17 protein-coding genes are annotated in these 12,949 nt (G+C 73.7%); 6 read left to right on the top strand and 11 right to left on the bottom strand.

Annotated elements, in window-relative coordinates:
• The 6 genes from ACWEN3_RS27010 to ACWEN3_RS26985 all read right to left on the bottom strand — a co-directional run.
• Window positions 1-1,310 (bottom strand): complex I subunit 5 family protein (locus ACWEN3_RS27010; protein ID WP_452975910.1); only part of this gene is annotated, 1,310 nt, incomplete at its 3' end.
• On the bottom strand, window positions 1,310-1,657 hold the full coding sequence (locus tag ACWEN3_RS27005; RefSeq protein WP_452975908.1) for a sodium:proton antiporter: 348 nt from the start codon (window positions 1,655-1,657) through the stop codon (window positions 1,310-1,312). The genes ACWEN3_RS27010 and ACWEN3_RS27005, both read right to left, overlap by 1 nt.
• A gap of 10 nt (window positions 1,658-1,667) precedes the next feature.
• Window positions 1,668-2,408 carry an MnhB domain-containing protein gene (locus tag ACWEN3_RS27000; RefSeq protein WP_452975906.1) on the bottom strand — a complete coding sequence of 247 codons (741 nt, stop codon included), beginning with the start codon at window positions 2,406-2,408 and terminating at the stop codon, window positions 1,668-1,670.
• The gene (locus tag ACWEN3_RS26995) at window positions 2,405-2,665 is read right to left on the bottom strand and encodes a Na(+)/H(+) antiporter subunit B (RefSeq protein ID WP_452975904.1); all 261 of its coding nucleotides are present in this window, start codon (window positions 2,663-2,665) and stop codon (window positions 2,405-2,407) included. Before ACWEN3_RS26995 ends, ACWEN3_RS27000 begins: the two co-directional genes overlap by 4 nt.
• Before the next feature lie 57 nt (window positions 2,666-2,722).
• A complete protein-coding gene (locus tag ACWEN3_RS26990) occupies window positions 2,723-3,175 on the bottom strand; it encodes an MrpF/PhaF family protein (protein ID WP_452975902.1) in 453 nt (150 codons plus the stop codon).
• Window positions 3,172-3,366: a hypothetical protein gene (locus tag ACWEN3_RS26985; RefSeq protein WP_452975900.1), complete on the bottom strand. Its 195-nt coding sequence runs from the start codon at window positions 3,364-3,366 to the stop codon at window positions 3,172-3,174. The genes ACWEN3_RS26990 and ACWEN3_RS26985 overlap by 4 nt, the downstream gene beginning before the upstream one ends.
• Window positions 3,367-3,607: 241 nt before the next feature.
• Between ACWEN3_RS26985 and ACWEN3_RS26980 the strand changes: the two genes are divergently transcribed.
• Complete coding sequence (locus tag ACWEN3_RS26980; RefSeq protein ID WP_452975898.1) at window positions 3,608-4,192, top strand: VanZ family protein; 585 nt, start codon at window positions 3,608-3,610, stop codon at window positions 4,190-4,192.
• A 95-nt stretch (window positions 4,193-4,287) separates the two neighbouring features.
• Window positions 4,288-5,553, top strand: coding sequence for an RICIN domain-containing protein (locus tag ACWEN3_RS26975; RefSeq protein ID WP_452975896.1), 1,266 nt, complete (start codon window positions 4,288-4,290; stop codon window positions 5,551-5,553).
• A 54-nt stretch (window positions 5,554-5,607) separates the two neighbouring features.
• On the opposite strand, the gene ACWEN3_RS26970 is transcribed toward ACWEN3_RS26975, so the two are convergent.
• Both ACWEN3_RS26970 and ACWEN3_RS26965 read right to left on the bottom strand, forming a co-directional pair.
• Window positions 5,608-5,853 (bottom strand): hypothetical protein, encoded by a 246-nt coding sequence (locus ACWEN3_RS26970; RefSeq protein WP_452975894.1) that lies wholly within the window; start codon window positions 5,851-5,853, stop codon window positions 5,608-5,610.
• A gap of 100 nt (window positions 5,854-5,953) precedes the next feature.
• A complete protein-coding gene (locus tag ACWEN3_RS26965; protein ID WP_452975892.1) occupies window positions 5,954-6,757 on the bottom strand; it encodes an SDR family oxidoreductase in 804 nt (267 codons plus the stop codon).
• 156 nt (window positions 6,758-6,913) lie between these two features.
• On the opposite strand from ACWEN3_RS26965, the gene ACWEN3_RS26960 reads away from it, so the two are divergent.
• Together ACWEN3_RS26960 and ACWEN3_RS26955 are read left to right on the top strand one after the other, a co-directional pair.
• Window positions 6,914-7,951: a PHP domain-containing protein gene (locus ACWEN3_RS26960; protein WP_452975890.1), complete on the top strand. Its 1,038-nt coding sequence runs from the start codon at window positions 6,914-6,916 to the stop codon at window positions 7,949-7,951.
• 45 nt (window positions 7,952-7,996) lie between these two features.
• Window positions 7,997-8,653: an HAD family hydrolase gene (locus ACWEN3_RS26955; RefSeq protein ID WP_452975888.1), complete on the top strand. Its 657-nt coding sequence runs from the start codon at window positions 7,997-7,999 to the stop codon at window positions 8,651-8,653.
• A 232-nt stretch (window positions 8,654-8,885) separates the two neighbouring features.
• On the opposite strand, the gene ACWEN3_RS26950 is transcribed toward ACWEN3_RS26955, so the two are convergent.
• The gene (locus tag ACWEN3_RS26950; RefSeq protein ID WP_452975886.1) at window positions 8,886-9,764 is read right to left on the bottom strand and encodes an alpha/beta fold hydrolase; all 879 of its coding nucleotides are present in this window, start codon (window positions 9,762-9,764) and stop codon (window positions 8,886-8,888) included.
• A 188-nt stretch (window positions 9,765-9,952) separates the two neighbouring features.
• Between ACWEN3_RS26950 and ACWEN3_RS26945 the strand changes: the two genes are divergently transcribed.
• A complete protein-coding gene (locus ACWEN3_RS26945) occupies window positions 9,953-10,984 on the top strand; it encodes an SDR family oxidoreductase (RefSeq protein WP_452975884.1) in 1,032 nt (343 codons plus the stop codon).
• Window positions 10,985-11,028: 44 nt separating this feature from the next.
• The gene (locus ACWEN3_RS26940) at window positions 11,029-11,268 is read left to right on the top strand and encodes a hypothetical protein (protein WP_452975882.1); all 240 of its coding nucleotides are present in this window, start codon (window positions 11,029-11,031) and stop codon (window positions 11,266-11,268) included.
• A 3-nt stretch (window positions 11,269-11,271) separates the two neighbouring features.
• On the opposite strand, the gene ACWEN3_RS26935 is transcribed toward ACWEN3_RS26940, so the two are convergent.
• Window positions 11,272-12,561, bottom strand: coding sequence for an ROK family protein (locus ACWEN3_RS26935; RefSeq protein ID WP_452975880.1), 1,290 nt, complete (start codon window positions 12,559-12,561; stop codon window positions 11,272-11,274).
• A gap of 139 nt (window positions 12,562-12,700) precedes the next feature.
• The coding region (locus tag ACWEN3_RS26930; RefSeq protein WP_452975878.1) for a hypothetical protein at window positions 12,701-12,949 on the bottom strand (249 nt) is incomplete at its 5' end.

Here is a 12,949-nt window from a genome sequence, read left to right as displayed (position 1 = left end):
GTGACCGTCAGGACGCCACCGCCGGTGATCGCGGAGGCGGCCACGTACACCACGGTGAGCGGGCCGCCGACCGCCTCTTCGCTGACCGCCTTGCCGAGGCCCGTGCCGAACGGCGGCAGGCCCGCGAGGGCGAGGCCGCCGACGGCGAACATCACCGCGGTCGTGCGCATCTCCCGCGCCCGGCCGTGCAGCGCGTGCTCGTCGAGGCTCCCGAACCGGTCCAGCAGCAGGCCCGCGCAGGCGAACAGGGCGGCCTTCACCCCGGCGTGCGCCAGGATGTACAGGGCGGCTCCGTCGTCGCCCTGGGGGGTGAGGACGCCGATGGCGATGAGGAACAGGCCGGTGTGGGAGATCGTGGAGTAGGCGAGCAGCCGTTTGATGTGCCGTTGGTACCAGCACATGACGGAGCCGATCACGGCCGTGAGGGCGCCGAGCGTGACCAGCGCCCGGGTCAGGTCGGCGGCCGGGATTCCGCCGGGCCCGGCGAAGATCGTGCCGTACACGCGCCAGACGCCGTACACGCCGAGTTCGACCATCACGCCGGACAGCAGCATGCACACCGGGGTGGGGGCGACGGCGTGGGCGTCGGGGAGCCAGAAGTGGAAGGGCACGGTGGCCGCCTTCACCAGCAGGCCGGTCAGCACCAGCACGAAGGAGGTGAGGACCAGCGCGTCCGGGCCGCCGTGCCCGGCCGCGGTGTCGAGTCCCCGGCCGATCTTCGTGAAGGCCAGCTCGCCGGTGCGGGCGTACAGCAGACCGAGGCCCATCAGCAGGGCGTAGGCGCCGAGGGAGTTGATGACACCGAAGGTCAGCGCGCCCTGCACGGCCTTCGCCTCGTCGATGCGATAGCCCGTCAGCGCGTAGGCCACCACGCTCATCAGCTCGAAGAACACGAACGCGTTGAAGAGGTCCCCGGCGATGGCGAACCCGCACATGGCGCCCTGGAAGACCAGCATCAGCGCGGGGAAGGAGCCGGTGTGCCCGATGGGGGGTTCGTCGAAGTAGCGCCACGAGTACGCCAGCGCCCCGAGGCTCACCAGCGAGACGAGCGCGGCCATGCCGAGCGAGGGCCCGTCCCCGATCACCTCGATGCCGACGCTCTCGCCGCCGACGGGGACCCAGCCGCCGACCCATTCGACCATCGGCGGTGAGGAGTTGAGCAGCAGGACGAGGGCCAGCGCGGCCGTCGCGCCGCAGACGACGAGGCCGGTCAGCTCGGCGGCGGCCCGGGGCAGACGGCGGCCCGTGGCCACCAGCACGGCGGCTCCGAGCAGCGGCACCGCCACGAGGAGCGGAAGCAGATGGTGCATCAGCCGCGCAGCTCCCGCAGTTCGTCGGGGTCGACCGTGCCGTGCCGCTTGGCGATCTGCAGCACCAGGGCGAGCAGCAGCGCGGTGACGGTGGCACCGACGACGATGTCGGTGAGGGTGAGGGCCTGCACCAGGGGGTCGACCAGCGGCCGGGAGCCGGGCTTGATGTCCGAGAAGACGGGCGCGGTCCCGCCGGAGCGGTAGCCGACCGACAGCAGCAGGACATAGGTGGAGCACTGGCACACCGCGAGACAGCCGACGGCGTGGATCAGATTGCGGCTGGTGGCGAGGCCGTAGCAGCCGGTCAGGAAGATGTACGCGGCGACCAGGTACGGAAAGACGTGCATCGGGGCGTTCTCACCTCCCGTTCTCCTCCTCGATCTCGACGGCCTGGTCGAGGAAGTTGGCGAGCAGCACGACGACCGCGCTCGCCACCTCCATGCCGATGAAGGCGTTCAGCAGCGGGACGATGCCGCCGGAGGACAGCGTGTTGAACGTGCCGTACGGCAGAAGCGTGTTGGCCAGGAACGCGGTGCCGGCCAGGACGCCGGCGAAGCCCAGCACCAGGTAGCAGGAGACGGCGACGGCGTCGGAGGTCTCGTAGACGGTGATCGGGCGGACGCGTTCCAGCGCCCGGTAGTCGGCGCCCAGGTACAGCAGGTGCAGGGCGGTCGCGGCGACCACTCCGCCCTGGAAGCCGCCGCCGGGGCTGAGCTGGCCGTGGGCGATGACGTACAGACCGCAGACGAGGGCCACGGGCAGCACGACGAGCGCGTAGCGGCGGACCGGCCGGACCACCTCGGCGGGTTCCGGCTGCGCCCGGCGCTCGTCGCGGGCCTGGCGCAGCAGCACCACACAGCCGAGGACTGCGGCGAACAGGATGCTCATCTCGCCGAGGGTGTCGTAGGCGCGCTGGTCGAAGTTGACGGAGGCGATGGTGTTGGCGGTGCGCCGGGCGAGGGAGGCCTGTACGGCGCGGGTGCCGTACGGGTGCCGGCGGCCGCCGAAGCCCGGCAGGCCGAGGCAGGCGGCGACCAGCAGGGCGGCCAGGCCCGCGCCGCCCACGGCCAGCACCCACAGCCGCAGCCGCCGGGTCACCGGGCACCGTCCTTGGACCGGCCGCGCCGCCTGACCTTGCGGACCGACAGCATGATCAGGAGGGGGGTCAGGGCGGAGCCGACGGCCAGCTGGGACAGGCCGACGTCCGGGGCCTGGAGCACGGTGAACAGCACGGCAAGGACGACCCCGAGCACGGACAGCACCAGCGCCTGGCGGGCGGGGTCGCGCTGGACGACGGCCGCGGTGGCGGAGGCGGCCACCAGCAGCAGGGCGACGACGATCACGGCGTCGGCCATGGGCCACCCCCTCCACCGGCCCGCCGGCGGCGACCGGCGTGCACGGCCGGCCGTGTGTCAGCCACCGCGCACCCCCCGGAAGCCGCCGCCCAGCGCCCGTGAGGCGATCAGGTTGCCGCCGATCAGCAGCGCGCCGATCACCAGCAGCTTCACCATCGCCCGGCCCGGCCCGGTGGCCACGCACAGCGCGACCACGACGGCCGCGCCGAGCCCGACCGCCGCGAAGGTGAGCCCCCAGGCGCTCGCCCGCTGTCCCTCCAGGTCGTCGGAGAGCAGCCGGGCGAAGACCAGGGTGCCGACCGGGCCGAGCAGGGCCAGCAGCAGCGCGAGGTCGACGTAGGACGGCCGGCCGTATCCCTGCGAGAGCAGCAGCAGCACCGGGCACAGCACCGAGGTGGTCAGGTTCTGCGCCACCACACGGCGGCCCATCGGGCCGGTGGTCACGCCCCACACCGCGGCCGCCCCTCCCCCGGCCAGCACCACGGTCGCCGCGAGGATCCAGCCGTTCACCGCCATGTCACCGCCCGCCGGCCGGCGCGCGCCAGCAGTGCCCCCGCGGCCGCGCAGGAGCCGCCGACGACCCATTCCAGGGTGTAGACCGGCGTGATCAGCACCAGCCACAGCACCGTCAGCGCGACCCACCAGGCCAGCAGTTCGCCGACGGCGAGGAGGACGGTGCGCGGTGCCGTGCGCCGGTTCATCCGTCACCTCCTCGGTCCGTTCTGCTCGCATGTACGGCGGTGTGTCCGCTTCATCGCTCGGGGCATCCAAGCACCGCCGACCCCATGGAGGGGCGGCGGCACGCGGGTCCGCCAGCGGAGTGCCCCGGGAGCGTGAACGGAAACCGCCGGTGTGCTCCCGGCGCCGCCCCGAGGGCGGCATCCTCGCCGTTTCGCCGGGTAACCGCCTTACGACCCAAGGATGTTGACCACGGGAGGACGCATGGGCCGGACCGCCTCACGACTGCCTGCGGTGCTGCGCGCGCCCAGAAGGCGGGCACGGCCGAAGGAGGCAGGCCCGACCGCACGGCCGAAGGACGCAGCCCGGACCGCCGGGCGGCACGCGCTGCCGCTGCCCCTCCGGGTGCTGGCGATGCTGGTCGCCTTCGCGTTCATGGTGGCGTTCGCCATCGTCCTGGCCCGGCTGACGCTGGAGCCGTCCCCGGCGTCGGCCGCGCTGACGCACGCCAATCTGCACCCCGGCCGCAGCATGAAGGCCTATCTGGAGTACGCGCAGTGGCGGGACGCGGTCAAGCAGCTCGGCGGGAACGTGCTCCTCGGTGTCCCCTTCGGCGTGCTGGTGCCGGTGCTCGCGCCGCGGGCCCGCGGTGTGCTCCGGGTGCTGGCGCTCACGGCGCTCGTGATGCTGATGGTGGAGCTGGTCCAGGGTGCGCTGGTCACCGGGCGGGCCTTCGACATCGACGACGTCATCCTCAACACCACGGGGGCGCTGCTCGGTTGGCTGCTGCTGGGGCGGCGGCTCGGGCGGGGCGTCCACCGGCGTGTGCGCGGGCAGGCGGCCGAGTGATCGTCAGGAGAAGGTCCGTACCAGGGTATTGACGGCCCCTTATCTCACTCCTTGAATCAAGAGGCATCTCGCCCCCCACGAGCGAACGGAGAGCCATGGCCTCCCCACGCCTGCTCCGCAGATGTCTCCTGGCCGCCCTGTCCGCCGTCCTGGTCGGCTCCGCGGCCGTCGGCCCGGCGCGCGCCGGGACCGCCGTACCGGCGGCCGCGACCGTCACCACCTTCTCCGACACCTTCGACGGGCCCGCGGGCGCCGCGGTCGATCCCTCGAAGTGGACCCTGGAGACCGGCGACAACGTCAACAACCACGAGCGGGAGTACTACACCTCGGGCACGCACAACGCGGCCCTGGACGGCCAGGGCCACCTGGTGATCACGGCCCGGAAGGAGAACCCGGCGGGCTACCGGTGCTGGTACGGCAGCTGCCAGTACACCTCGGCCCGGCTGAACACGGCCGGCAAGTTCGACGCCCGGTACGGGCATGTCGAGGCGCGCATGAAGATTCCGCGCGGGCAGGGCATGTGGCCCGCGTTCTGGATGCTCGGCACACCCGTCAACTGGCCCGACTCCGGCGAGATCGACGTGATGGAGAACGTCGGCTTCGAGCCGTCGACCGTGCACGGCACCATTCACGGCCCCGGCTACTCCGGCTCGGGCGGCATCGGCGCCGCCTACACCCTGCCGGGCGGGCAGGCCTTCGCGGACGCCTTCCACACCTTCGCGGTCGACTGGGCGCCCGGCTCCATCACCTGGTCCGTGGACGGCACCGTCTACGAGCGGCGCACACCCGCCGACCTGGGCGGCAGGACATGGGTGTTCGACAACAAGCCGTTCTTCCTGATACTCAACCTCGCTGTCGGCGGCTACTGGCCCGGCGACCCGGACGGCTCCACCCAGTTCCCGCAGCAGCTGGTGGTGGACTCGGTGTCGGTGACGACGAGCGACAGCGCGAGCGGTGTCCCGATCCGGGGGCTCGCCGGCAAGTGCGTCGACGTGGCCGGCGCGAACTCCGCGAACGGGACCCCGGTCCAGCTCTACGACTGCAACGGCACCGCCGCGCAGTCGTGGACGGTCGGCTCGGACGGCACGCTCCGGGCGCTCGGCAAGTGCCTGGACGTGACGGGCAACGGCACGGCGGACGGCTCGACCGTCCAGCTGTGGGACTGCACCGGCGGCCCCAACCAGAAGTGGACCGTCACCGGGGCGCACGACATCGTCAACCCGCAGGCGAACAAGTGTCTGGACGTCACCGGGAACAACTCGGCCAACGCGACGCGCCTGCAGATCTGGACCTGCACCGGCGGCGCCAACCAGAAGTGGACGGTCGGCCAGGGGGTGTCGTTCGGATCAGGCCGGCCGTGAGGAACAGCGCTTGCCGCGCGACGCCGGGATGATCCACACGACACCCCCTAGAGGTCAGCGCAGGGTCCAGGTGTACTTGCCGCCGCCGACCCATCGGACCACCTCGGGGTCGTCGAGGTCGTGGATGGTGATGCCGTAGGAGGCGGCCACCTCCAGTACGTCGGTGACGGTCCTGGCCGCACCGATCACCTCACCGTCGATCTCCACGATCCGGAAGGGCGGCTCGCCGGGCTTCCCCGGGCACACACCGAGCACCAGGATCCGCGGATGGGAGATATAGGGAGCTGATTGTTCGGTCATGCAATTCAGCGTAGGACCTAACCCGAGCAGACGAGTCATCAGGGTGCACCGTCCAGGAGTTCCGGGACCGCGGCCGCCACCGATCCCGCTCACCCGTGCCTCAGGGCCGTCGCCAGTCGTCGCCGGTCAGATGGGAGCCGGCCTGGGGGCCCATGCGCAGCATGCCGCCGTCGACGCTCCAGGACGCGCCGGTGACGTAGGAGGCGTCCGGGCTCGCGAGGAAGGCGATCACGGCGGCGACCTCGCGGGCGTCTCCGGGTCGTCCGAGCGGCACGCCGGGGCGGCGCTCGGTGTGCACGTCGGTGTCCTCCTGGCCGGTCATCGGGGTGGCGATCTCACCCGGTGCGACCGCGTTCACGGTGATGCCGTACTCGGCCAGCTCCAGGGCCATCACCTGGGTCAGCAGCCCGAGCCCGCCCTTGGCCGCGCAGTACGGGGCGGCGCCGACCCGGGGCTGGTGCTCGTGCACGGAGGTCACGTTGACGATCCGGCCGCCGTCCCCCTGCCGGATCATGCGCCGGGCCGCCCGCTGCCCGCACAGGAACGGGCCGACCAGGTCGACGTCGAGGACCCGGCGCACATCGGCCAGGGTCAGGTCGAGGTAGGGCGTCATGGTGCCCGTACCGGCGTTGTTGACCAGGACGTCGACGCGGCCGAGTTCGGCGCACAGCTCGTCCACGGTGTCGGCGGCCTCGGGCAGCCGGGTCAGGTCGAGCCGCGCGATCGCGGCGCGGCTCCCCTTCGCCCGGACCTCCTCGGCCGTCCGCTCGGCGCCCTTCTCGTCCGTGTGCCAGGTGATGCCGACGTCCAGGCCGGCCTCGGCGAGACGGACCGCGGTGGCGCGGCCGATGCCGCTGTCCGCGCCCGTGACGACCGCCGTGCGCCGCGTGTCCGGTTCGGGCATGGCGAACCTCCTCGGGACGGGCCGCTCGGACGAGTCATCGCAGTACCCGGGGGGTCTGCCGGGCAAACGGGCGCCCGGCGCCGGCCGCGGGTCGCCCCCGGCCGCTCGCGCGGTTCCCCGCGCCCCTTCCCGGCGCCGGGTGCCACCCTGGTCTGCATGGAACCCGTCGCCGCGCTGGACCGGATCGCCTTCCTGCTGGAGCGTGCGCTGGCGCCCACCTACCGGGTACGGGCCTTCCGCACGGCCTCGCGCGTACTGGCCGGGCTGCCCGAGGACGAGGTCGCCGCGCGCGCGGCGGCCGGGACGCTGGAGTCGCTCAAGGGGGTCGGGCCGAAGACCGCGCAGGTGGTGCGGGAGGCACTGGCCGGTGAGGTGCCGGGCTATCTGAGCAAGCTGGAGGAGGAGAGCGGCGCACCTCCCGAGGGCGCCGGGGCCCGGTTGCGGGCGCTGCTGCGCGGTGACTGCCACACCCACTCGGACTGGTCCGACGGGGGCAGCCCGATCGAGGAGATGGGGCGGACGGCGGCCGCCCTCGGCCATGAGTGGACCGCCCTCACCGACCACTCCCCGCGGCTGACGGTGGCCCGGGGCCTGTCCCCGGCGCGGCTGCGCGAGCAGCTGGCGGTGGTGGCGGAACTGAACGCGCGATGGGCGCCGTTCCGGCTGCTCACCGGCATCGAGTGCGACATCCTGGAGGACGGCTCGCTGGACCAGGAACCGGAGCTGCTGGAGCGGCTGGACGTGGTCGTGGTGTCGGTGCACTCCAAGCTGCGGATGGACGCCCGAGCGATGACCCGGCGGATGGTGGCCGCCGTCCGCGATCCGCACGCCGACGTCCTCGGGCACTGCACCGGACGGCTGGTCACGGGCCGGGGGCGGCCGGAGTCGGAGTTCGACGCGGACGAGGTGTTCGCCGCCTGCGCCGAGTCCGGTACGGCCGTGGAGATCAACAGCCGCCCCGAACGGCTGGACCCGCCCCGGCGGCTGCTGCGCCGGGCCGTGGCCGCGGGGGTGCTGTTCTCCGTCGACACCGACGCGCACGCGCCCGGCCAGCTGGACTGGCAGATCCTGGGCTGCGCCCGCGCCGAGGAGTGCGGGGTGCCCGCCGAGCGGGTGGTGACCGCCTGGTCGGCCGAGGAGCTGCTGGACTGGACGCGGAAGGGCCGGGTGCCGGCACGCGTGGCGGGGTCCTGACGTGGTACCCGGACCGGGAGCCCCGCACGTGAGAGAGGACCCCGGATGGACCGTGCCGCCGTCTTCGACGTCGACGGAACCCTCGTCGACACCAACCACCTGCACGTGGTGACCTGGTGGGAGGCCTTCCGGCAGGCCGGCCACGACGTGCCCATGCACGCCGTGCACCGGGCCGTCGGTCTCGGCTCCACGGACCTGGTCGCCCATCTGCTCGGCGACGACCGCGACCCGGAGGGCGACGCCGCGCTGAGCGCGGCGCACAAGGCGCTGTACGGCCAGTACTTCGCCCGGCTTCCGGCCCTGCCGGGCGCCGGGGAGCTGCTGCGCCGGCTGCACGGGGACGGCTGGACGGTGGTCCTCGCCACCTCGGCGAGCGGGTCCGAGCTGGGCGCGCTGCGCCGCGCGATCGATGCGGACGACGCCATCACGGACACGGCGAGCAGCGAGGACGTCCGGGAGGGCAAGCCCTCTCCCGAGCCGGTGGAGCATGCGCTGGAGCTGGCCGGGGTACCGGCCTCGGGGGCGGTGTTCGTCGGGGACACGGTGTGGGACATGCACGCGGGCACCAAGGCGGGCGTGCGCTGCTTGGGCGTGCTGTGCGGCGGGATCCCCCGGGCCGACCTGGAGGAGGCCGGGGCTGAGGCGGTCTACGCGGACCCCGCCGATCTGCTCGCCCGGCTCGCCACAAGTCCACTGGCCTGAGCCTCACGGATTGTGATGCGGGTCACGTATAATGGCGGAACAGCAGGGTGTCGTTGCCCGTTGAACGAACCGTGGGTGCGGATGGGACAGTGTCCCCGGGCCTCACCATCCGCCCACAGGGACGATCGTTCGGCTGAAGCCCTGTGGAGCCTTTCGCCGAGAGGCGACCGCCGTCCGTGCCCACCACCGGACCGCCCCGGTCGTGAATCCCCCGTCACGGCCGGGGCCCTTTTCATGCCCGGCCGCCCCGGCCGGGCGCTCCCTGGGCCATCGCGGGGGCGCCGGCGTCGAGGAACTCCCGCAGGTCCGCCGTGAGCCGCTCCGCGTGCGTCGCGAACAGGCCGTGGCCGCCGTTCTCGTACACCTTCAGGGTGGCGTCCGGCACGAGCCGGGCCGTTCGCTCGCCCGTGTGGGCCAAGGGCGCGGAGGTGTCGTGCGTGCCGTGCACGACGAGCGCCGGGACGTCCAGCGCGGGCAGCTCGGCGGCGAGGTCGAGGGCGGCCACGACGGCCCGCACGCCGGTCGCGGCGCGGGGCGTGGCGGCCAGGCACCGGTCGACCAGATAGCGCACAAAGGCCGGGGACACCTCGTTGCCGGGCCGGCCGGCGGCGAAGAAGTCGTCCGCCATGGCGGTGAAGTAGGCGGCCCGGTCCCGCCGGAAGAACTCCTCGTCCGCGCGCACCAGCGCCGGGTCCAGGCCCTCGGGCAGGGCGGCCGAGCGGACCACGCCGGGGCTGACCCCCGCGATGAGGGCGACGCGCGCCACGCGTGCGCTGCCGTGCCGGGTCAGGCAGCGCACCACCTCCGCGGTGCCGACGGAGTGGCCGATCAGGGTGACCTCGCGCAGGTCGAGGTGGTCGAGCAGCCCCTGGAGGTCGTCGGCGAGGGTGTCGAGGTCGTAGCCGGACCAGCTGTCCTCGGAGCGGCCGTGCCCCCGCCGGTCCAGGCCGACGCACCGGTGACCGGCCTCCGCGAGGGGCAGCATCTGGTACTCCCACAGCTCGTGGCCCAGGTAGGCGCTGGCCACGAAGACGGCGACGGGGCCGGTGGCGGGACCGTGGTCGGCGTAGTGCAGTCGGACGCCGTCGACGGGGCTCTCGTAGTACGGCATGGGGGGCCTCCTCGGTTTCCGGCTCGGTCCGGCGGGACGGTACGTCCGCCGTGCTGATGATCCCGATGGTTTCCCGGAACGGCCCCTGGGTCGATTACCCGCCACGTCATGCCGGGTGTGCGGGCGTGGCGCCCGGGTACCCGGCCGGGCGTCCAGAGCCTCCGCCGTACGGACGGAAGGAGACGAAGGTGAGCAGCTCAGCGGGCAGCAGGGTGGTGGTGACGGGGGCCACCGGCAACGTCGGCACGAGCGTGGTGCGCCTGCTCTCCGAGGACCCCGGGATCAAGTCGGTACGGGGTCTCGCCCGGCGCAGGCCCGACTGGTCGCCGCCCAAGACCGAGTGGGCCGCCGTCGACCTGGCCGCGGACCAGGACAACCTCGCCGAACGGTTCGAGGGCGCCGACGCGGTGATCCATCTGGCGTGGGCGTTCCAGCCGACGCACGACCCGGCGGCCACCTGGCGGACCAATGTGCTCGGCGGCATCCGGGTGTTCGAGGCGGTGGCCGCGGCCCGGGTGCCGGTGCTGGTGCACGCCTCCTCCGTCGGGGCGTACTCGCCGGGTCCGAAGGAGCGCGCGGTGGACGAGTCATGGCCGACGCACGGCTGGCCGGACGCCGCGTACTGCCGGGAGAAGGCCTACCTGGAGCGCACCCTGGACGTGTTCGAGCGCGACCACCCGGAGGTGCGGGTGGTGCGGATGCGGCCGGCGTTCCTGTTCAAGTGGGAGTCGGCGAGCGAGCAGCGCCGCATCTTCGCCGGGCGCTTCCTGCCCGGTCCGCTGGCCCGCCCGGAGCTGCTGCCGTTCCTGCCGGACGTGCCCGGCCTGCGGGTGCAGGCGCTGCACACCGACGACGCCGCCGAGGCATACCGCCTCGCGGTGCACACGGACACCGCCCGGGGCCCCTTCAACCTCGCCGCCGAGCCGCCCCTCGACGCCGCCGTGCTCGCAGAGCTGCTCGGCTCCCGTCCCGTGCGGCTGCCGCGTACGGCGGCCCGCTCGGCGATCGCCGCCGCCTGGGGGCTGCGGCTGCTCCCCGCCTCCCCGCACCTGTTCGACGCCGTGCTGCGCCTGCCGCTGATGGACTGCGCGCGGGCGCGCGACGAGCTGGGCTGGCAGCCCCGGATGACGGCGACGGAGGTGCTCCAGGAGTTCCTGGACGGCCTGCAGAAGGGCGGCGGGACGGACACCGAGCCGATGCGGGGACGCAAGGTCGGCTGAACGGCGCACCGACCCGTACCGACGTACCGCCGAGGAGTGACGACATGACACAGCGGGAGCAGGAACCCGGTAACGGCCCGGAGCCCGTCCCGAGGGACCTGCCCGACCAGCAGGCCCAGGGCGAGGACGACCCCTGGGACGCCGCCCCCGGACAGAAGCCCGACGACGAGTCCGAGGCGGACCGGCTGCCGGACCCCGACGAGGCCGGCGCCGGGCCACGCGGTGCGCCGCGGGCGGGCACGGTGCACCCCGGGCAGCCCGCACCGGACGAGCCGGCGGACTGAGCGTCAGCGCGGCGCCCGCTCCTGGAGCGCGGCCCGCCAGGCCGGCAGCCGGTCCTCGGGCTCCGGTTCGGGGCGCCGGCCGCCGCCGGTGAAGAAGTCGGCCAGCGGCAGGATCGCGGCGCCCACCGTGACGGCGTCGGGGCCGAGCCGGCCGAGCTCGATGGTCACCTTGTCGGCCGGGTGGCGCAGGGCGTACGTGGCCGCGTGCCGGCGCACGGAGGGCAGGAAGCGGCTGCCGAGCTGGAGGCCCGCCCAGCCGCCGACGATGATCCGCTCGGGCTGGAAGAGGTTGATCAGGTCGGACAGGCCGGCCCCCAGGTACTCGGCGGTCTCCTCCAGGACGGCCAGCGCGACCGGGTCGGCCTCGGTCCCCTCGGCGGGGTAGGCGGCGGCCAGCATGGCGGTGAGCGCGGTCTCCTCGTCGGCGCCGCGGGGCGGCCGTCCGCCCTCCTCGCGCCAGCGGGCGAGCAGCGACTCGGCGCCGGCGTAGGCCTCCAGGCAGCCGGGGGCGCCGCAGCGGCAGCGGCGCCCGCGGACCCGTACCGTCAGATGGCCCCACTCGACGGCCCGCCCGTGCTCCACCTCGAGGGTGACCAGGCAGGCGCCGACGCCGGAGCCGAAGAGCACGACGACGGCGTTGCGGGCACCGCGTCCCGCCCCGAACCACATCTCGGCCTGGCCCAGGGTCTTGGCGCCGTTGTCGATGAAGTACCGGACCGTCTCCGGGAGTTCGGAGGTGGCGCGGAGCAGCCGCTCCAGCGGCACCGCGTCCCACCCGATGGTCTGCCCGTGCACGACGGCGCCCCGGTCGGGGGTGTGCTCGACGATGCCCGGGACGCCGACACCGACGCCGAGCAGCCGCTCGGGCCTCGCGCCCTCGGCGGTGAGCACCTCGGCGACGCCGTCGCGGATGTGCCCGACGATGACGTCGACGTCGTAGCCCTGCGGGGTCAACGGGCGTTCGGTGCGGGCGAGTTCGGTGAGGGCCAGGTCGAACAGCTCGACCCGGACCCGGGTCTCGCCGACGTCGACGCCGATCATCTGCCCGCTGTGCGGGGCGACGCGCAGCAGGGTGCGGGGCCGGCCGCCGTCGGATTCGACGCTGCCGGCCTCCTCGACCAGGCCGTCGGCGATCAGGTCGGCGACCACGTTGCTGACCGAGCCGGAGCTCAGACCGGTGACCGGGCCCAGCTCGAAGCGGCTGAGCGGGCCGTCGAAATACAGTCGTTGCAGCACGGCCGTGCGGTTGCCCCGCCTGAGGTCACGTACCGTGCGCCCGTTGCGCCCCGCCATGCGGCTCCCTTCACGAACCCTGCCCGACCTGCAACATACCCCTTCGGACAGGGAGAGCGCGATATTTCCCCAACCCTTAGTTCACGCTGTGAGCTAAGCAGGGGCCGCGCCCGGTGCCGCACACTCCCTCCCCCCTGGCTCAGCCGGCCGCGTACACGTCCTCGACGTACCGCCCGTCCGCCACCAGCTCGTCCAGCCACAGCTGTGCCGCCGCCTCGTCGGCGCCGGGGGTCCGCTTCCGGTACAGGGTACGGAACGCCTCGCGGACCCCGGGGGCCATGCGGGCGCCGTCACCGCAGACGTACACCCGGGCGCCGGCGGCGAGCAGCCCCCACACCTCATCGCCCTCGGCGGCGATGCGGTGCTGCACGAAGAGGGCGCCCTTCTC

The sequence above is a fragment of the Streptomyces sp. NPDC004561 genome (assembly GCF_053602155.1).
This window is presented reverse-complemented; position numbering and strand designations above follow the sequence as displayed.